17 protein-coding genes and 2 pseudogenes are annotated in these 19091 nt (G+C 70.7%); 11 read left to right on the top strand and 8 right to left on the bottom strand.

Features of this window, described 5'->3' with window-relative positions:
* Positions 1–44: 44 nt before the first annotated feature.
* From P0R32_RS00225 to P0R32_RS00215, 3 genes are read right to left on the bottom strand one after another with little or no spacing between them, the layout of a single operon-like run.
* Positions 45–1076: a metal ABC transporter permease gene (locus P0R32_RS00225; RefSeq protein ID WP_276237891.1), complete on the bottom strand. Its 1032-nt coding sequence runs from the start codon at positions 1074–1076 to the stop codon at positions 45–47.
* A complete protein-coding gene (locus tag P0R32_RS00220) occupies positions 1073–1828 on the bottom strand; it encodes a metal ABC transporter ATP-binding protein (protein WP_276237890.1) in 756 nt (251 codons plus the stop codon). The genes P0R32_RS00225 and P0R32_RS00220 overlap by 4 nt, the downstream gene beginning before the upstream one ends.
* Positions 1825–2871, bottom strand: coding sequence for a metal ABC transporter substrate-binding protein (locus P0R32_RS00215; protein WP_276237905.1), 1047 nt, complete (start codon positions 2869–2871; stop codon positions 1825–1827). Before P0R32_RS00215 ends, P0R32_RS00220 begins: the two co-directional genes overlap by 4 nt.
* Before the next feature lie 136 nt (positions 2872–3007).
* Between P0R32_RS00215 and P0R32_RS00210 the strand changes: the two genes are divergently transcribed.
* The 3 genes from P0R32_RS00210 (at position 3008) to P0R32_RS00200 (ending at position 7605) form a co-directional block, all read left to right on the top strand.
* Positions 3008–4462: a M20/M25/M40 family metallo-hydrolase gene (locus tag P0R32_RS00210; RefSeq protein WP_276237889.1), complete on the top strand. Its 1455-nt coding sequence runs from the start codon at positions 3008–3010 to the stop codon at positions 4460–4462.
* 55 nt (positions 4463–4517) lie between these two features.
* The gene (locus tag P0R32_RS00205; RefSeq protein WP_276237888.1) at positions 4518–6389 is read left to right on the top strand and encodes an alpha/beta hydrolase family protein; all 1872 of its coding nucleotides are present in this window, start codon (positions 4518–4520) and stop codon (positions 6387–6389) included.
* A gap of 121 nt (positions 6390–6510) precedes the next feature.
* Positions 6511–7605 (top strand): bactofilin family protein, encoded by a 1095-nt coding sequence (locus tag P0R32_RS00200; protein ID WP_276237904.1) that lies wholly within the window; start codon positions 6511–6513, stop codon positions 7603–7605.
* Positions 7606–7630: 25 nt separating this feature from the next.
* Here P0R32_RS00200 and P0R32_RS00195 read toward each other — a convergent pair whose 3' ends face one another.
* Positions 7631–8044 carry a hypothetical protein gene (locus P0R32_RS00195; RefSeq protein ID WP_276237885.1) on the bottom strand — a complete coding sequence of 138 codons (414 nt, stop codon included), beginning with the start codon at positions 8042–8044 and terminating at the stop codon, positions 7631–7633.
* Between the two features lie 84 nt (positions 8045–8128).
* Complete coding sequence (locus tag P0R32_RS00190) at positions 8129–8872, bottom strand: creatininase family protein (RefSeq protein ID WP_276237884.1); 744 nt, start codon at positions 8870–8872, stop codon at positions 8129–8131.
* A gap of 96 nt (positions 8873–8968) precedes the next feature.
* On the opposite strand from P0R32_RS00190, the pseudogene P0R32_RS00185 reads away from it, so the two are divergent.
* The 6 genes and pseudogenes from P0R32_RS00185 to P0R32_RS00160 all read left to right on the top strand — a co-directional run.
* Positions 8969–9921: pseudogene (locus P0R32_RS00185) on the top strand (serine hydrolase domain-containing protein); the annotation flags it as partial.
* 126 nt (positions 9922–10047) lie between these two features.
* Entirely contained in the window at positions 10048–10416 is a 369-nt protein-coding gene (locus P0R32_RS17920) for a hypothetical protein (RefSeq protein ID WP_432765137.1), read from the top strand.
* A gap of 76 nt (positions 10417–10492) precedes the next feature.
* Positions 10493–13064 (top strand): annotated as a pseudogene (locus P0R32_RS00175) (DNA topoisomerase I).
* Positions 13065–13094: 30 nt separating this feature from the next.
* Positions 13095–13886, top strand: coding sequence for a DUF7847 domain-containing protein (locus tag P0R32_RS00170; RefSeq protein WP_276237882.1), 792 nt, complete (start codon positions 13095–13097; stop codon positions 13884–13886).
* A gap of 157 nt (positions 13887–14043) precedes the next feature.
* Complete coding sequence (locus P0R32_RS00165; RefSeq protein ID WP_276237902.1) at positions 14044–14220, top strand: hypothetical protein; 177 nt, start codon at positions 14044–14046, stop codon at positions 14218–14220.
* Between the two features lie 240 nt (positions 14221–14460).
* Complete coding sequence (locus tag P0R32_RS00160; protein WP_276237880.1) at positions 14461–15183, top strand: phosphoglycerol geranylgeranyltransferase; 723 nt, start codon at positions 14461–14463, stop codon at positions 15181–15183.
* Between the two features lie 90 nt (positions 15184–15273).
* On the opposite strand, the gene P0R32_RS00155 is transcribed toward P0R32_RS00160, so the two are convergent.
* On the bottom strand, positions 15274–15441 hold the full coding sequence (locus tag P0R32_RS00155) for a hypothetical protein (protein WP_276237901.1): 168 nt from the start codon (positions 15439–15441) through the stop codon (positions 15274–15276).
* A 132-nt stretch (positions 15442–15573) separates the two neighbouring features.
* Positions 15574–16536, bottom strand: coding sequence for a histidine kinase dimerization/phospho-acceptor domain-containing protein (locus P0R32_RS00150; protein ID WP_276237900.1), 963 nt, complete (start codon positions 16534–16536; stop codon positions 15574–15576).
* 162 nt (positions 16537–16698) lie between these two features.
* On the opposite strand from P0R32_RS00150, the gene aspS reads away from it, so the two are divergent.
* Together aspS and P0R32_RS00140 are read left to right on the top strand one after the other, a co-directional pair.
* The gene (gene aspS, locus P0R32_RS00145; RefSeq protein ID WP_276237878.1) at positions 16699–18003 is read left to right on the top strand and encodes an aspartate--tRNA(Asn) ligase; all 1305 of its coding nucleotides are present in this window, start codon (positions 16699–16701) and stop codon (positions 18001–18003) included.
* Positions 18004–18118: 115 nt separating this feature from the next.
* Complete coding sequence (locus tag P0R32_RS00140) at positions 18119–18463, top strand: hypothetical protein (RefSeq protein ID WP_276237877.1); 345 nt, start codon at positions 18119–18121, stop codon at positions 18461–18463.
* Positions 18464–18466: 3 nt separating this feature from the next.
* Here the strand turns inward: P0R32_RS00140 and P0R32_RS00135 are convergent, their stop codons facing one another.
* Positions 18467–19018, bottom strand: coding sequence for a cupin domain-containing protein (locus P0R32_RS00135; RefSeq protein ID WP_276237876.1), 552 nt, complete (start codon positions 19016–19018; stop codon positions 18467–18469).
* Between the last annotated feature and the right edge of the window lie 73 nt (positions 19019–19091).

The following is a 19091-nucleotide window of genomic DNA, read 5'->3' as shown; positions in this document are numbered from 1 at the left end:
GCACCAGCCGGCGTTTCCACAAGAAGCCGGTGGCTCGGACGCAGTCAGGTCCCGTTGTCGCCGCCGTCTGCAGCGACGCCCGTCGCTTCCGAATCCCGGCGGACGGCGATCCGCCGGCGGCCCCGCACGGTGCCCGTGACGGCGACGTACGTCGCGAGCGCGACGAGGACGACGGTGCCGCCCGCGGCCACGTCGAACCAGTACGACAGCGTGACGCCGCCGACGGTGGCGACGAGGCCGGCGACGACGCTCGCGGCCATCGACCGCTTGAACCCCGTGACCGGGGCTGCGGTCGCGACGGGGACCACCAACATCGCGGCGACGAGGATGACGCCCATGATCTGCATGGCGCCGACGACCACGACCGCGGTGAGCACCGCCAGCAGGCGGGTGTACCACCCGGCGTCGATCCCGGCGGCGCGGGCGCCCACCTCGTCGAAGGTGACGTACACGAGCGGGCGGTAGGCCGCGCCAACCGCGAGGCCGACGACGACGGTCATCGCGAGCAAGATGCCAGCGTTGCCCCGCGAAACGGTCGCGAGCGAGCCGAACAGGTAGGCGTTGATGCCGACCGCGATGCCGCCGTCGGTCGCGGTGATCAGGACGCTCCCGACGGCGAACGATCCGGTGAGCACCATCGCCAGCGACGTGTCGCGGGAGGTGCCCGCGTAGTCAACGAGCGTCTGGACGACCAGCGCCGCCAGCGCGGCGACGACAAGCGCCGTCGCCAGCGGCGGGACGCTCGTCGCGAAGACGCTGTTGACGAACAGGCCCGCGGCGACGCCCGCGAACGCGGCGTGCGCGAGCGTGTCGCCGATCATCGCCAACTCGCGATGGACGAGGAAGCTCCCGACGAGCGGGCCCACCACCGCGACGCAGACGGCCGCGAGGTACGCTCGCTGCATGAACGGGAACGCGAGCACGTCGACGCCCGTCGCGCCCGCGAGCACGTCGAGCACGCCGCCCCACAGGTCGTCGAGGAGGACACCGAGCGCGCGGTCGCCGGCGTCGGCGACGCCGGCGAAGAGGAGCGGCACCGCGACCACGAGCGCGGCGAGGGAGGTGACGCCGGTCATGGGTGGTCGTGGGCGACGACGTGGTGTGCGTTGCCGTACGCCTCCGCGAGCGCGTCCGTCTCGACGAACGAGTCGGGGTCGCCGTGGAAGAACAGCTCCCGATTCAGACACGCGATCTCAGAGGCGTGCGCGGTGACGACGCCGATGTCGTGCTCGACGAGCACCACCGTGATCCCCTCGGCGTTCAACTCGCCCAGCAACTCGTAGAACGCCTCGCGCGACTCGGCGTCGACGCCGACGGTCGGCTCGTCGAGCGCGAGCAGGTCAGCCTCGGCGGCCAGCGCCCGCGCGATGAACGCCCGCTGGCGTTGCCCCCCGGAGAGCCGCCCGATCCGACGGTCGGCGAGGTCGGCGATGCCGACGCGGTCCATCGCCGCGGCGACCGCATGCCGGTCGTCGGCGTCGAACCGGCGGTACAGTCGTCCTGGGTAGCGCCCCATCCGAACGACCTCGGCGACGGTGATCGGCATCCCGTCGCTCGCGCCGCCGACGTCCTGCGGGACGTAGCCGACGCGCCGCCCGTCGCCCCGGCGGTGGGCGGGGTCGTCGAACACGGTGACCGAGCCGCTGTCGGGTCGAATCAGGCCGATCGCGAGCTTCAACAGCGTCGTCTTCCCGGAGCCGTTCGGCCCGACGAGGCCGAGGAACGCGCCCTCCTCGACTGTCAGCGACACGTCCTCGACGACCGAGCGCTCGCCGTAGGCGAACGACACGTCGTCGAAGCTGACGGCGGTGTCGCGGGCGTCGCTCATTCGCCGAGGACGCGCTCCAGCGTCGGGAGGTTCACTTGCTCCATCACGTCGAGGTAGCCCCAGTCCTCGTCGGCCCACTCGTCGGTGAGCCCGGGCATCGCGGTGAGGGGGAGCACCTCCTCGGCGGCGGTCTCCGCGACCAGTTGGTCGGCGGCGCGCTGGGACTCGATGGGGTCCGCACAGACGTACCGGAGGTCGTGGGTCTCGACGGCCTCGCGAGCGCGCTCGACGTCGCGCGTCGTCGGCTGGTCGTCCGGGCCGACGCCAGTGAGCGCCTCGACGTGGAGCCCGTACCGGTCGCTGAGGTAGCGGAAGGAGTTGTGGCCGGCGACGAGGACGGTGTCGCGCGACGCCTCGTCGACCAGCGTGGCGATGCGCTCGTCCAGCGAGGTCAGCGCCGCGCGGAACGACTCGGCGTTGGCTTCGTGGGTGTCGACCGCGTCCGGGTCGACCTCGGAGAGCGCCTCGCGGACGGTCGTGGTCGCCTCGCGCACGCGGAGGGGGTCCATCCAGAAGTGCGGGTCGACGTTCTCGTGGTCGTGCTCGTCGCCCGACTCCTCTTCGTGGTGTTCCTCCTCGCTGTGCGCTTCGGTGTGCGTCTCCTCCTCGTGGTGTTCCTCCTCGCTGTCGTGCCCGTCCTCGTGGTCTGCGCTCGCGGGGAGGAGGTCGACGCCGGCGCTGGCGTCGACCGTCGTCACACCGCTGTCGTCAGCCGCGAGGTCGCCGAGCACGTCGTCGACCCACGGCTGGAACCCCGTCATGCCGTGGACGAGCAGGTCGGCGTCGCGGATCGACTCGCGGATGCGCGGCCCCGGCTCCCAGCCGTGGCCGTGTTGCCCGACCGGCACGAGGAGGTCCGTGGTGGTCGCCTCGCCCGCCACCTCGGCGGCGATGTCGCCGAAGACGAAGAACGACGCCTGTGCCGTGGGGCCGGTGGTCGACTCGGCAGCGTTCGCGGCGTCCGTGTCGCCGAGACAGCCGGCCAGCGCCCCCGCTGTGAGGGCACCGGCGGACGCGAGGACCGAGCGTCGGGTGTGTTCCATCTCTAGTTAGTAACATCCTGGGTTAGAATATTAACTTTGCCATCAATAGCTTGTCTCAGTTAGCAATGCCCTGGTCGTTCCGGCACGCCGCGCCGCCGGCCCAAGAGCGAAGCCCCCCGAGCGCGCCCGTCCACGCATGTCCACCGACGAGTCCGCACCGGCGAGCGCGGCAGACCCCGTCGTCGCCGACCGCATCGACGACTACCGCGACTCGCTGTTCGACCTCCTCCGACTGCCGACGATCAGCGCGACCGGCGAGGGGATGGACGCCGGCGCCGACGCGGTCTGCGAGTTCCTTGCCGACCACGGCCTCGACGCGCGGCGCATCGAAACCGAGCGCTACCCGCTGGTGTACGGCGAGCGCGTCGCCGCCGCCCCCGACGCGCCGACGGTGCTGTTCTACGGTCACTACGACGTGCAGCCCGCCGAACACCCCGAGCAGTGGGACTCGCCACCGTTCGAGCCGACCGTGCGCGACGGGAGCATCTACTGCCGCGGCGCCGGCGACAACAAGGGGCAGTTCGCCGCCCACGCGTTCGCGCTCGACGCGCTCGGGGCCGCCGACGCGGTGCCCGAGGTGACGGTGAAACTCCTCGTCGAGGGCGGCGAGGAGAGCGGAAGTCTCGGGCTGAAGGACTACCTCGACGGCACTGTCGCGGACCCCGAAGCCGAGTCCGACGCGCCCGCGGCCGCCGTCCGCGACGCGGACCTAGTGTACGTCGCCGACGGCCCGCAGCACCGTTCGGGGCGCCCGACGCTCATCTACGGCAACCGCGGCATCCTCACGTTCCAACTGGACCTGGAGACGGGGAACGCGGACCTGCACTCGGGCAACTTCGGCGGCCCCGTCCCCAACGCCGCGACGGAACTCGCGGAGGTGGTGGCCTCCCTCACGGCGTACGGCGAGGGGACGGACCCCGAGCGCGGCTACCCCTCCGGCGGCGACCGGGTCGCCGTCGACGGCTTCTACGACGACGTGGCGGTCACCGACGCCGACCGCGAGTTGGTCGCGGCGCTCCCCGACGACGCGGACGCGGTGCGCGAGGAACTGGGCCTCACCCACTTCGCGACCGACCGGGACTACTACGAGCGCCTGTTGCTGGAGCCGACAGTCACGGTGAACGGCCTCGACGCGGGGTATCAGGGCGAGGGGAGTAAGACCGTCATCCCACGCGCGGCGACGGCGAAACTCGACTCGCGACTCGTCCCCGGGCAGGACCCGGACCGGGCGTTCGAGCGCATCCGCGACCACGTCGCCGGCGTCCACCCCGACGTCGAGGTGACGAAGGGGACCGGGTTCCCGCCGATGAAGACGCCGGTCGACACGCCAGCGAGCGATCCGGTTCGCTCGGCGCTGGCGGCCGTCTGGGACGCCGATCCGGTCGAACTCCCGGTCCTCGGCGGGTCACTCCCGGCGGCGTTCTTCCGTCGCGTCGACGCGCTCGCTGACGTACCGGTGCTCGTGGTGCCGTACGCGAACCCCGACCAGGGGAACCACTCGCCGAACGAGCACCTCGACCTCGACTGCTTCGAGCGTGGGATCCGGACGACGGCGGCGGTGCTGGAGCGAGTCGCCGAGACGAACCTGTAGCTCACGCCTCGCCGCCTGCCGAACGCTTTAGCCCCGGGCCCCACGCCGTGAGCGTGTGACCGACACCGCCGACACCGCCGACGCGGGCTACGGCGTCGCCCGATTCCTCGCGGTCGACCACGTCGACTCGCCGACGCTGACGCCCGACGGGCGCCTCCTGTTCCTCGCGGACACCTCCGGCACGCCGCAGGTGTGGACGACCGACGAGCCGGCGGCGTGGCCCGACCGCCTCACGCCCCACGAGGAGCGCGTCTCCGCGCTGGCGGCCTCACCCACCGACGAGGCGTTCGTGTACGCGATGGACACCGGGAGCGACGAGCGCGACCAACTGTACCACTACGACCTCGCCACCGGCGTCGAGCGCGCGCTGACCGCCGACCCCGACTCGACCCACTCGTGGGGTGTGTGGGGACCCGACGGCGACCGCGTCGCCTACGCCGCCAACCGCGCGGACGACGCCCGATTCGACGTGTACGTGCAGTCGGTCGAGGCGCCAGACGACCCTGCGGGCGAGCCAGAGCGCGTGTTCGAGGGGCCGGGCGGGTTCCTCTCTGTCGCCGCCTTCGGGCCCGAGGGGGACCGGCTCGTGCTCACCAAAGCCCACTCCAGCTACGACGAGGACCTCACCCTCCTCGACCTGGCCACCGGCGAGACGACCCGCCTGTCGGACGACGCCGAGGCGACGTACTCGCACGTCCACTTCGACGGCGCCGGCGGTCTCGTGTTCGTCACGAACCGCGGGAGCGACACCGCCTACGTGGGCCGGCTCTCGCTCGACTCCGGCGACGTGACCCCACTGGCTGGTCACGACGAGGCGCCGGGCAACCCCGGCACCGACGCGTGGGACGTCGACGCGCTCGCGTTCGACCCCGACACCGGTCGCCTCGCGTACACTGTCAACGAGGGGGGCTACTCGTCGCTGCATGCGGGCACGCTCGCGTCCGACGCCGACGGCGAGTTCGCGTTCGACTCGACGCCCGCGCCCGCCGTCGACGGCGTCGTCTCGGACCTCACGTTCGGGCCCGACGCCGACCGCCTCGTGTTCACGCACACGTCGCCGACGACGCCGTACGGCGTGCGGGCGGTCGCGTTCGGCGACGACGCGGCGACCGACTGGACGCCGGTCGGTCGCAACGGACTCCCCGACGCCGCCTTCCACGACCCGGAGACGGTCCACTACGAGACGTTCGACGGGCGCGGCATCCCCGCCTACTGGACGCTCCCGCCGGGCGCGAGCGCCGAGGACCCGGTCCCCGTCATCGTCGACATCCACGGCGGCCCCGAACACCAGCGCCGCCCGTGGTTCTACCCGACGAAGCAGTTCTTCCTCAACAGGGGGTACGCCGTGTTGGAGCCGAACGTCCGCGGCTCCTCCGGCTACGGCACGGCGTACTCGCACCTCGACGACGTCGAGCAGCGGATGGACTCGGTCGCCGACGTGGCGGCGGGCGTCGAGTGGCTCGCCGACCAGCCCGCGGTCGACGACGACCGCGTCGTCGCCTACGGGCGCTCGTACGGCGGGTTCATGGTGCTCGCGGCCATCACCGAGTACCCCGACCTGTGGGCCGCAGCCGTCGACTTCGTCGGCATCGCGGACTTCACGACGTTCCTCGAGAACACCGGCGAGTGGCGCCGCAGCCACCGCGAGGCCGAGTACGGCTCCTTGGCGGACGACTACGACTTCCTGAAGGCCATCTCGCCGCTGACGCACATCGAGGAGGTACGCAGTCCCCTGTTCGTCCAACACGGCGCCAACGACCCGCGAGTGCCCGTCGGCGAGGCCGAACAGGTCGTCGACGCCGTCCGCGAGCAGGGCGTCCCGGTCGAGAAACTGATCTTCGAGGACGAGGGCCACCACACGACGAGTCGAGAGAACCTGATCGCGGAGTTCGAACTGATCGCCGACTTCCTGGACGAGCACGTCTGAGCCGCCGCCCCCGCGTTTGATAGCCCGCGCCGACCTCGCTCTCGTCTTCCGGTTCTGCGTGTCGCTTGTGGACACGGCTCCGTACGTGTTTATGCGTTCACACGTCGTCCTAGTGATCGTTATGACATCCACAGCAGCGCGACTCCTCGCGGTGCTGTTCGCGGTCCTCGTGATCGCGAGCGCACCCGTCGCAGCCGCCGACTCCCGCGTGGGCGGAACCGTCGTGATCGCCGCGGGCGAGACGGTCGCCGACGACCTCGAAGCCGTCGGTGGCACCGTGATCATCCGCGGGACCGTCGACGGCAGCGTGAACGCCGTCGGTGGGACGGTCGTGATCGCGCCTACCGGCGTCGTCCGGGGGGACCTCACCGGCGCCGCGGGCGCCATCACCGTCGAGGGACGCGTCGAAGGCGCCACGCAGGTGGCCGCCGGCTCGTTCGTCCTCCGTGAGGGCGGCGTGCTCGTCGGCGACGCCGAGGTCGGCGCCGGCGAGGCGCTGATCGACGGGACCACCGAGGGTACTCTCTCGCTCGACGCCGGCACGGTCGTCGTCGGCGCGGGCGCCACCGTCGGGGGCGACCTCCTGTACGACACCGAGCAGTTCACGAATGAGGGCGCGACCGTCGCCGGCGACGTGCGCGCGACCGACCTGGAGTTCGGGCCCGAGGTGACTCCCGGTCCCCTGTTCACCGTCCCGTCGTGGGTGAGCGTCGTCTACACCGTGCTCGCCCACCTCGCGCTGGGTGGCCTCCTGCTGGCGCTGCTCCCGCGGTTCGTCTCGGAGGTCGGCGACTTCGGCCTCACCCGGACGGCCCGCAGCGGCGGGTTCGGCCTCGCGGCGCTCGTGTTCGCCCCGGTCCTGCTCGTGCTCGTCGCTGTGACGATCATCGGCATCCCGCTGGCCCTGCTGGGTGCGGTCGCCTACGGCGTCCTCCTGTGGGTCGGCTTGGTGCTCGGCGCCTACGTCCTCGGGACGTGGGGCGTCCGGGCACTCGACCGCGCGGACGCCGAGTACGCCCGCTGGTACGCGCTGCTCGGTGGCGTGCTCCTCGTGGGCATCTCGCGGTTCGTCCCCGGCGGCGGTCTGTTCCGGCTCGCGCTCACCGTGATCGGTGCCGGTGCGGTCCTCCTCGCCCTCAACGCCCGCCGGACGGGCGAGCGCGGCGAGGAGCCGGTGGAGCCCGAGGTTGGTTCCAGCGGCGACCCCGCGGCCTGACTTCGCGGTTCGTTTTTCGGGTCGGTCACTCAGTGCGCCACCGCTGGGGTCGTCCAGCGACCAGCACGTGAAGGCAGACGAACGGCGGTATCGCGGCGAACACGCCGACGCTGACGCCGAACACGAGTCCTCTCGATGCCTCGACCACCGTGACGGCGGTCCAGATAGCGACACCGACCGCCGCGATCACGACGACTCGTCCGGCGACACCGATCCGGGTGAACCACCCGTCGAGTCGCGCGCCGGCGTCGGTCCGCGCGAGCGGGCCGAGCGCGACCCACACGGAGGCGAAACCGACGGCGATCCAGAGCAACGGCGGTGTCGTCTGGAGGAGTTGGACGGGGAGCCACACGACCGCGAGGACCGCCATCGCGACGTCAGTCCACGTCGGGTCGCGGTCGGGGAGCAGATACTCGGCGAGTCTGGTCGAGGAGGGCACGGATCGTCGGACCACTTCGAACCCGATAGTTCTTCGGCAGCCACGGGACCGCAGTCGCGACCCTCGGCCCCGGTTGGCCCTCGCTCACCACCCCTCGGCGATGTCCTCGTTCAACGCCTCCAGGATCCGCTCGGTCGTCCGCTCTACGACCCCCTCCATGAACTCGGGGTCGGAGTTCGTCGGGTCGCCCATCCCGCCCAACTCGGTCACGTCCGAGAAGTACGTCCACGAGGTCGTCTCGGGCAGGTCCTTCGCGTTCTGGGGCTCCTTTTTGCCGGCCTTCACGAGGTCGTCGCGCACGAGTTCGACGAAACTCGTCTCGTGGTCGCCGGCGTGGCCCCACCCCTCGCCGAAGTGCTCTTCCAACTCGTCGCGCCCGTAGTCCGTCCAGTGGACGACGTGGGCGGTCGTGTCGTGGTCGCGGCTGAGGCGGTCGCTCGCGAGCGCCAGTGCCTGCGTGTTGCCGCCGTGGCAGTTGAGGAAGATGATGCGCTGTGCGCCGTGCTCCGCGAGGGAGGCGCCGATATCGATGAGCGCCTGCTTGTACGTGTCCTGCGAGAGCGTGACGGTGCCGGGGAACGGCATGTGGTGTTCGCTGTAGCCGTAGGGGAGCGTCGGCGCGCGCAGGAGGTCGAGGTCGTGGTCGGGCGCTGCCTCGACCAACTCCGCAGAGAGGTGCTCGGCGCGGAGGCTGTCGGTCGACAGCGGCAGGTGGACGGAGTGCTGTTCGGTGGAGCCGGTCGGGACGACGACGCCGTCGGCGCCGAGGAAGCGGTCGCCGGCGTCCTCCCACGTCATCGTCGCGAGGTCGTGTTCGGTCTCGGGCATACCGCCTCCGGCGGCCTCCCGGGGCATACCCCTTCGGGAAGCGGCACCCCGCGAGCGGGGAGGCGGGTTGAAGGCCGTCCGGCGCGACGCCCGACCATGAACGAAGACGCGCGAGCGCTGGCGGCGGACGTGTGTCGGCGGACGATGCGACGCGACCGGCTCCCGGCGGTCAGCGTCTGCGTCGTCGACCGCGACGGCGTCGTGTACGCCGACGGCTTCGGCTCTCGCGACCTCGCCGGCAACCGCCCGGCGACGCCCGACACGCTGTACGGCGTCGGCTCGGTCACGAAGTCGGTGACGGCGCTCGCGCTGGCGCAACTGCGGGACGCCGGGATGCTCGACTTCGACGACCCCGTCTCCACCCACCTCGACGTCGACCTCGGCGGCGACGACGACGACCCGGTTCGGCTGCACCACCTGCTGTCGCACTCGTCGGGGCTCCCGTCGCTGGGTACAAGCGAGGCGCTCATCGGACGCCGACTCCGGCGCGCGACCGACACCATCGCGCTGGCGAGTCGCGACGACTTCCGCGCCCACGTGGAGGGTGCCGCCGCCCGGGGTGAGCGCGTCGGCGCGCCCGGCGAGCGATTCGCCTACAGCAACGAGGGGTACGTCCTGCTCGGCGACGTGGTGGAGGCGTGCACCGGGCGGTCGTACGACCGCTACGTCGAGGAGCACGTCCTCGACCCGCTCGACCTCGACCGCGCGACGTTCGAGGACGCGGCGTTCGCGATGGACGACGACCACGCGACGATGTACCTCCACGAGGAGGGCGACGTGGTGGCGGCGTCGGTGCCGACCCGGGAACTGTCTCGTCCCGCCGGGGACTGCTCGCCTCGGTCGCCGAGTTGGGCCGGTTCCTGCGCCTGTTCCTCAACGAGGGGACGCTCGACGGTCGCGAAGTCGTCGCACCCGACTCGGTCGCGGCGCTGACCGCCCCGCGGGTCGACACCCCGAGCGGCCCGTACGGCTACGGCTGGCGCACCCGCGAGTCGTGCGGTCGGGAACTTGTCGGGCACTCTGGCTCTATCGCCGTCTCCTCGGCGTACGCCGGCTTCTGTCCCGACGAGGGCGTCGGCGTCGCCGTCGCGGCCAACTCCGCGCCCGACTACCCGCTCGTCCGACTCGGAGAAGCCGTCTTCGCGTGCGCGCTCGGCGAGGACCCAGCCGAGGTCGTGCCGTTCGTCGAACGCCGCCGGCGCTTCGACCGCCTGACGGGCGAGTACGCCGCCTACCGCGGCGCCAAGCGCGCGTACGTCGCCCGCGACGGCGACGCGCTCCGCCTCCAACTCGTCGGGCCGCTGGGCGGCGAGTCGTTCCCGCTGGTGGCGTCGGACGACCCGTACACGTTCCACACGCCCAACGAGGCCGGCGAACCGGTTCCCGTCGAGTTCCGCGTGGGCGAGGACACGGGCACCACCGCTGGCGACGGCGACGACGGGAGTGGGGCCGGTCGACCAAGGACTCGCGGCCCGGCGGTCGACCTGCTGTACGACCGCTGGCACCTCCACAAAGTGGCCGACGAGGCTGTCGGCCGGGAGTGAGTCGGCGGGGGTCGTCGCCGGACGGGTCGGACCGCGAAAGCTTTACCCGGGGTTTCGGCTTATCCCCGGGCAACTGATGGAACTGATCGTCACCGAGAAGGACAACGCCGCGCGGCGTCTCTCGGAGATCCTCTCGGGGGAGGACTTCGACACCGAGCGTCGCGCCGGCGTCAACGTCTACCGCTGGGGTGGCACCCGCTGTATCGGGCTGTCCGGCCACGTCGTCGCGGTGGACTTCCCGCCGGAGTACGACGACTGGCGCGACGTGGAGCCGGTCGAGTTGATCGACGCGCCCGTCCGCAAACGCCCCACGCAGGAGGGCATCGTCCGCGCCCTGCGCCTGCTGTCGCGGGAGGCCGACCGCGTCGTCATCGCGACTGACTACGACCGCGAGGGGGAGTTGATCGGCAAGGAGGCGTACGAACTGATCCGCGAGGTGAACGAGGACGTGCCGGTCGACCGCGTGCGCTTCTCGTCGATCACCCAGCGCGAGGTGACCAACGCCTTCGAGAACCGCGACGAGATCGACTTCGATCTGGCCGCCGCGGGCGAGGCCCGCCAGATCATCGACCTCATCTGGGGGGCGTCGCTGACGCGGTTCCTCTCGCTGTCGGCGCGGCAGTTGGGGAACGACTTCATCTCCGTCGGACGGGTGCAGGGGCCGACGCTGAAGCTTCATCGTCGACCGCGAACGCGAAATCGAGGCGTTCGACCCCGAGGACTACTGGGAACTGTTCGCCGACCTGCTGAAGTCGGAGAGCGACCCCGAGGAGGCGTTCGAGGCGCAGTACTTCTACGAGGACGACGACGGCACCGAGGCCGAGCGCGTCTGGGACGAGGCGACCGCCGAGGCCGTCTACGAGCGACTGGAGTCGGCCGAGTCGGCGACCGTCTCCTCGGTCCGCCGCCGGAGTCGCACGGACGAGCCGCCGGCGCCGTTCAACACGACGCAGTTCATCCGCGCGGCCTCCTCCATCGGCTACTCCGCCCAGCGGGCGATGAGCATCGCCGAGGACCTGTACACCGCCGGGTTCATCACCTACCCGCGGACGGACAACACCGTCTACCCGGAGGACCTCGACGAGCGCGAGTTGCTCGACGAGCTGTCGATGGGGCGGAAGTTCGGCGACGACGCCGAGTCGCTGCTGGAGTTGGACGACATCACGCCCACCGAGGGTGACGAGGAGACGACCGACCACCCCCCGATCCACCCGACCGGGGAACTGCCCGCGCCGTCGGAGATCTCCGACGACGAGTGGGAGGTGTACGAACTGGTCGTGCGGCGCTTCCTCGCGACCTGCGCGCCCGACGCCGAGTGGGAGCACCTGCGCGTCGTCACCGAGGTCGAGGAGGGCGACGCGAGCGTGGGCATCGACGACGGCCCGCTCCGCCTGAAGTCCAACGGGAAGCGCCTCGTGGAGGAGGGGTACCACCGCGTGTACCCGTACTTCTCGACCAACGAGAGCTTCGTCCCCGACGTGTCGAAGGGGGAGGCGCTCGCGGTGGCCGACACCGAGTTCGAGGCCAAGCAGACCCAGCCGCCGCGTCGCTACGGCCAGTCGCGGCTCATCGAGACGATGGAGGAGATGGGCATCGGGACGAAGGCGACGCGTCACGACGTGATCCAGAAGCTGTACGACCGCGGCTACATCGAGAGCGACCCGCCGCGACCCACCGGCCTCGCGAAGGCGGTCGTCGAGGCCAGCGAAGAGTTCGCCGACCGCATCGTGAGCGACGAGATGACCGCCCAACTGGAGGCGGACATGCAGGCCATCGCCGCGGGCGAGAAGAACTTCGACGAGGTCGCCGACGAGTCCCGCGAGATGCTGGCGCAGGTGTTCGAGGAACTCGCCGAGTCGCGCGAGGAGGTCGGCGACCACCTCCAGAAGTCGCTGAAGGCGGACAAGCAGTTGGGCCCGTGCCCGGAGTGTGGCGACACGCTCCTCGTGCGCAAGTCGCGGGCGGGGTCGTACTTCGTCGGCTGTGACGGCTACCCCGAGTGCGAGTACACTCTGCCGCTCCCGTCGACGGGCAAGCCGCTCATCCTCGACGACGTGTGCGAGGACCACGGGCTGAACGAGGTGAAGATGCTCGCGGGGCGCAAGACGTTCGTCCACGGCTGTCCGCAGTGCAAGGCCGACGAGGCCGACGAGGAGGAGGACGAGGTCATCGGCGTCTGCCCCGACTGCGGCGAGGAGCACGGCGGCGAGTTGGCGATCAAGCGCCTGCGCTCCGGGTCGCGGCTCGTCGGCTGTACGCGCTATCCCGACTGCGACTACTCGCTGCCGCTGCCCCGGCGCGGTGAGATCGAGGTGACCGACGAGACGTGCGAGGAGCACGACCTGCCGCACCTCGTCGTCCACTCGGGCGACGAACCGTGGGAACTCGGCTGTCCGATCTGCAACTACCGCGAGTACCAGTCGCGCCAGAAGGGGTCGGAACTGGAGACGATCGAGGGCGTCGGCGAGAAGACCGCCAAGAAGCTGAAAGACGCCGGCGTCGACGACGTGTCGTCGCTCAAGGAGATGGAGCCGGACGCGCTCGCCGACGAGTTGGACGGCGTCGGCCCCGACACCGTGCGCGACTGGCAGGCGAAGGCGGATCAGCGGCGCCGGACCGCGGCGTCGCGGCGCCGGATCAGTCAGTAGGTTTATCAGAAGCTGAACGAGTGGTCAGCCATGGCCCTCCAGACCGCCCTCCGGCGGACGCCCGCGACGCTCGTCCGCAACCCCGCGCTGTTCGTGCCCGTGCTCGTGTTGACGCTGTTGCAGACGCCGCAACTGCTCCTCCAATCGAGCGCGCCGCTCCTCGCGAGCGTCGTGTCGCTCGCCGTCTCGGCGCTGTTCCTCGTGGTGACCCCGTTCGTGCAGGCCGGCTTCATCGGCATGGCCGACGAGGCGCTCGACGGGCACACGTCGCTGTCGACGTTCGTCGCCGCCGGGAAGGCGAACTTCGTGCAGGTGTTCCTCGTGTACCTCCTGCTCGTCGGCGTCAACCTCGCGCTCGGGCTGTTCGGATTCGTCGCCGCTGTCGTCGCGGTCGTGAGCCTCTACCCGGGCGGCGGCACGCCGAGCACGCCGCTGCTTGTCGCCGCCGGCCTCGTCGTGCTCGCAGTGGTGCTCGCGTATCTGGTGCTCGTGTTCGTGGTCCAGTTCTACGGGCAGGCCATCGTCGTCGACGACTACGACGCCCTCGACGCGCTCAGACACAGCTACGCGCTCGTTCGCCGGAATCTCGTGAGCGTCCTCGGGTACACGCTCCTCGTGGGGGCGCTCGGGGGCGGGTTCGGCGCCGTTGTCGGGCTCTCGTCGGTGTTGACGATGCCCGCGGTCCCGACGGACCCGCTCGCCGTCGGCTTCCCGTCGCTGGGCGCCGTGGCGCTGTCGGCGGTGCTGATCGTCGTCGGGACGCTGTTCGGGAGCTTCATCGGCACGCTCTCGGTGTCGTACTATCGGGAGCTGACGAACTGAGTCGCGCGCCGACTGCCCGTCGTTACTCCGTGATGCCGCTGAGTCCCGACAGCGGCGTCGCCCCGCGACGATGGCGCCCGTCGCGAGGATGGCTGCCGACAGCACGATGAAGTCGCCGGTGGGCGAGTAGCCCGCGAGGCCGGCGCCGACCTGCACGATGAACACCGTGATGAAGAAGCTGAGGATGGCGAACACCAGCAGCACGATCGACGCGACGATGCTGCTCGCTAAGGCTCCGAAGGAGTCTAAGAATCCCATGTCTCTCTGTGGAGACGCGGACCACGGGTATCAGTTGGGATCGAGGGACGAGAGCGTGGAGCGGTCGCGACCGTGAGCGAATCGGTCGGTCGTTCGCGGCGCGACTCGGCGACGACTACCCCCTACCGCTTCCTCACGATATCGACCTTCTGGTCGGTGCGCTCGATCCGTGCCTCCACCCTATCGGCAGAGCCGCCGTCTCGATGCCGCACGCCGGCCCCTCGTGTCCGTCCTCCACAGCTGGGAGTTGAATCTACGGGTGTCACACCGCGCATCCGCGCCCTTTTTAGCCCTCTGCACACCACCAACAGCCAATATGAGTGCGCCCTGGGAGGAGTGGGACCACATCCTCAAGATCGACCCCGACAAGGAACTCCACGGCGACGAGACGTTCGAAGACGCCTGCAAGACCGGCACGGACGCCATCGAGATCGGCGGCACGCTCGACGTGACCTCCGAGAAGGCGACCCGTGTCATCGAGGCGTGCAAGGCCCACGACGTGCCGCTGTACCAGGAGCCGTCGAACCCGGCGGTCGTCGTCGACGACGAGGCGCTCGACGGCTACCTCATCCCGACGGTGTTCAACGCCGGCGAGCCGTTCTGGATCACCGGCGCCCACAAGGAGTGGGTCCGCATCGCCGACGACCTCGACTGGGACCGCACCCACACCGAGGCGTACATCGTGCTCAACCCCGACGCCTCCGCCGCACAGCTCACCAGCGCCGACTGCGACCTCACGCCCGAGGAGGTCGGCGCGTACGCCCGCGTCGCCGAGAAGATGTTCGGCCAGGACATCGTGTACGTCGAGTACTCCGGCACCCTCGGCGACCGCAAGACGGTGAAGGCGGCCCATGACGCACTCGAGGAGTCGACGCTGTTCTACGGCGGCGGCATCCACGACTACGATGACGCCCACGCGATGGGGCAGGTGGCCGACACCGTCGTCGTCGGCGACCTCCTCCACGACGAGGGCGCCGACGCGGTCCGTGAGACCGTCGAGGGCGTGAAAGACGCCCACGCCGACCTCGCCGACGCCTGAGGCTACGTCACTCACGAACCGCCAGCCTGCCGCCACCCTCCTCCCGTTCTCGTCACCCCGTCGAGCCGCGTGGCTCACCAGCGACTCAGTTCACTCGCCGTCGTCGACTCGCGGGAACCGGAGCGTGACGACGCTGCCGCCGCCGTCGCGGTCCGCGACGGTCGTGACGCCGCCGACGGTGTCGACGATCCAGTGGACCACCCACAGCCCCATCCCGGAACTCGACTCCAGCGCGTCCTCGCCGCCCTCCTCCAGCACGGCCCGCTCGCGGTCGGGGAACCCCGGGCCGTCGTCGGCGACGACTACCTCGACGACGCCGACCGGGGCTCGCCCCGACGGCAGTCGGGGTCGCGTCGTCGTCGACGGCGTCGGTCTGGCGCACCCGCACGGTCACGTCGACCGTCGGGTCCTCGCGCCCGGCGTGCTCGACGGCGTTCTCGACGACGTTGTGGATAGCCGACTCCAGCAGGTCGTGGCCGGGGACGCGGGCGCTCGTTCCTCGGGGTTGACCTGCACCGACACCGCCGCGGCGGGGAAGTCGCGGGCGATGGTGCCGACGACGCGCTCGGCGACGAGCGCGAGGTCGGTCGTCCCCTCGATCGTCTCGTCGCCCAACACCGCGTCCTCGGCGAGGCGCGCGTGGTCGCTCAGCCGCTCGATGCGCTCGGCGCGTGCCTCGATGCCGTCGAGGTACTCGGCGATGGAGGCGTCGCCCTCGCGGCGCGCGAGGTCGATGTACCCCGCGATCACGGTGAGGTCGTTGCGCACGTCGTGGCGCAACACCCGGTTGAGGACGGTGAGCACCTCGACGAGTCGCTCGAAGCGGGCGTTCGCCTCCTCGGCCTCCGCCGTGCGCATCCGGACGCGGACGTCGCCGATGCCGACGGCGGCGCCGAACACGACCCCGCCGCAGGCCCACCCGCCCGCGGCCGCCGGCGAGAACGACGACAGCGCCCCGACGGCGGCGCTGTACGCCTGCATCACGACCGCACCGACCACCAGCGGGATCACCCCGATCACCAGCCAGCCGGCGAGACGGGCGTGGTGGTGGCGCGGCGGGCGCGTGCGCGCCACCCACGCGAGGGTGACGCCGTACGCCCACACCGCACACAGCGGGCCGACGAGACCCAACACGATCGACCCCGGGGACCGCCCCGCGGAGGTGAACGCGAGGGCGGCCGTCCCGACGACGAGCGCCCCCGTGAACACGCCGCTGGCCGCCAGTGCGGTGGAGAACCAGGCCGGTCCGGCGTCGTCGTCGACCTCCGCCGGCGCGTCGGCGCCGTCGCGAGTCGCGGCGCCGCGGGTCACGGCGTCGTCTCTCGGTTCCTCACGTCCGCCCGAGTTCGTCACTGCGGGTCGATTCGATGCCGGGGGATAAGCGTACCCCCGTCGGCCGACGCGCGTCTGCCGACCGACACTCACGACTGGCGGGCGATCCTCCGTGTTAAGCCTTCCCGAGGGGTGACAGCGGGGATCGACCGACTTTAACACATCGCGCCGGAAGCGCACTGTATGCACGGTCGAACCTACACGGCTGACGCGACCCCCGGCGAGGCGGTCACCGTCGCCGGCTGGGTCCACGAGACCCGCGACCTCGGCGGTATCGCGTTCCTGATCCTCCGCGACAAGACGGGGAAGATCCAGGTCAAACTCGAGAAAGACGAGATGGACGAGGCGATGGTCGAGACCGGCCTCGACGCCCACCGCGAGTCCGTCCTCAAGGTCGAGGGCGACGTGAAGGAGGAGCCCCGCGCGCCCACCGGCGTCGAGGTCGTCCCGACCGACATCGAGGTCGTCGCGCCCGCCGACCCCGAACTCCCGCTCGACCCCTCCGGCAAGGTCGACGCCGAACTGCCGACCCGCCTGAACAACCGCACGCTCGACCTCCGCAAGCCGGAGGTCCAGGCCATCTTCGAGATCCGCGCGGAACTCCTCCGAGCGGTCCGCGACGCCTTCCGCAGCCACGACGCCACCGAGATCAACACGCCGAAGATCGTCGCCACCGGGACGGAGGGCGGCACGGAGCTGTTCCCCATCTCCTACTTCGGCGAGGAGGCGTTCATGAACCAGAGCCCGCAGCTGTTCAAGCAGCTGATGGCTGGCTCCAACCTGGAGCGCGTGTTCGAGATCGGCCCGATCTTCCGTGCTGAGGAGCACAACACGCCGCGCCACCTCAACGAGGCCCACTCCATCGACTTCGAGGGCGCGTTCTGTGACCACACCGAGGCGATGGACGTCGCCGAGGCGGTCACGAAGGCGGCCTACGAGGCGGTGCAGGAGAACTGCGCCGACGAACTCGAACTGCTCGACCTCGCCGACGACTTCGAGGTCCCCGAGGGCGACTTCCCGCGCCTGAGCTACCAGGAGGCGCTCGACCGCGTCAACGCGACGGGCGAACTCGACGACCACCTGGTGTGGGGCGACGACCTCTCGACGGAGGCCGAGCACGTGCTCGGGCAGGAGGTCGGCGAGCACTACTTCATCACCGACTGGCCGTCGGAGGTGAAGCCGTTCTACATCAAGGACCACGACGACGAGCCCGACAAGTCGACCGGCTTCGACATGATGCACCCGCGCATGGAGCTCGTGTCGGGCGGCCAGCGCGAGCACCGCTACGAGGAGCTCATCGCCGGCTTCGAGCAGCAGGGACTCGACCCCGAGGAGTTCGACTACTACACGAAGATGTTCCGCTACGGGATGCCGCCCCACGCCGGCTGGGGGATGGGCGCCGAGCGCCTCCTCATGACGATGCTCGACCTCGACAACATCCGCGAGGCCGTCCTGTTCCCGCGCGACCGCCAGCGCCTGAGCCCGTAGACGACGCGACGCTCTGGATTCTCCATTTTTCCGCCGACGGGAGCGGACCGACGCGCGATAGACTGTGATCTTCGGTACCGATACACATAGATTCGGCTCCCGCGTACCCCACGGCATGACGCCGAGCGGGTACTACGACGAGGAGGTCGCCGGGGACCTCCGGGCGCAGTGTGACCGTGTGATCGAGAACTGGCCGGGCGTCGCCCACACGACGATGTTCGGCTGCCCCTCCTACACCGCCGACGGGACGCTGTTCGCGGTGGTCTCGACGCAGGGCGTCGCCCTCACTCGCCTCCCGGACGACGACCGCGAGCACCTCGCGGCGGAGTTCCCGGTCGAACCGTTCGCGGCGGGGGCGCGCACCGTCGACCGGTGGGCGGTGCTCCCACCCGCGACCGCCACCGACTGTGACCTGGACCGCTATCTCCGCGCGAGCTACGAGGCCGCCCGCTCCGTGTAGCCGTCAGCGGACCCGCTCGTTCTCGCCGTCGTCGCCGCGTCGCCACCGTGCCACCTCGGCGCCGCAGTCGGCACACTCGGTGATCAACTGCGACTCGTCGTCGCCAGCACGCTCGATAGACACCGCGACCTCCTCCTCGCACGCCGGGCAGTCGTCGCGCTTCAACTGCTCGCCGTACGCCAACGGTGCACCGAGCGCGAGCGCGGTCACCCGCTCGTCGCCGCGGTTCCACCCACGCTGGAACTGCCCCGGCGGGAGACGAATCGCCTCCAGCGGCCCGACCGCGACCTCGCGACGCTCCTCGGGCGCGCCGGCCTCCTCGAACGGCGCCTCGTCCGGTTCGGGGCCGACGACCCACGTCGCCGTCCCCGACAGGACGACGAACACCTCCTCTTGGACCTCGTGGTTGTGGTACGCGAAGGCGAACGAGTCGCCGGGCGCGAGTTCGTAGTAGTTGATCGCCAGATCCGTACACCCCAGCGGCTCCGTCAGGTGACGCATCACCGCGGCAGGCTGCAGCGAGTTGTCGAGGTCGTCGACGACGACGTGGTCCATGCCCGGTGGGTCGGCGCTGGAGACAAAAGCCCGCGGGTCAGCGACCGCTCGACGGGGATCGAAACCCCTACTC

The organism is Halobaculum marinum (genome assembly GCF_029338555.1).
In the GTDB taxonomy this organism is placed as follows: Archaea; Halobacteriota; Halobacteria; order Halobacteriales; family Haloferacaceae; genus Halobaculum; species Halobaculum marinum.
The sequence above is the reverse complement of the archived record's forward strand: the minus strand, read 5'-3'. Positions and strand labels throughout refer to the sequence as shown.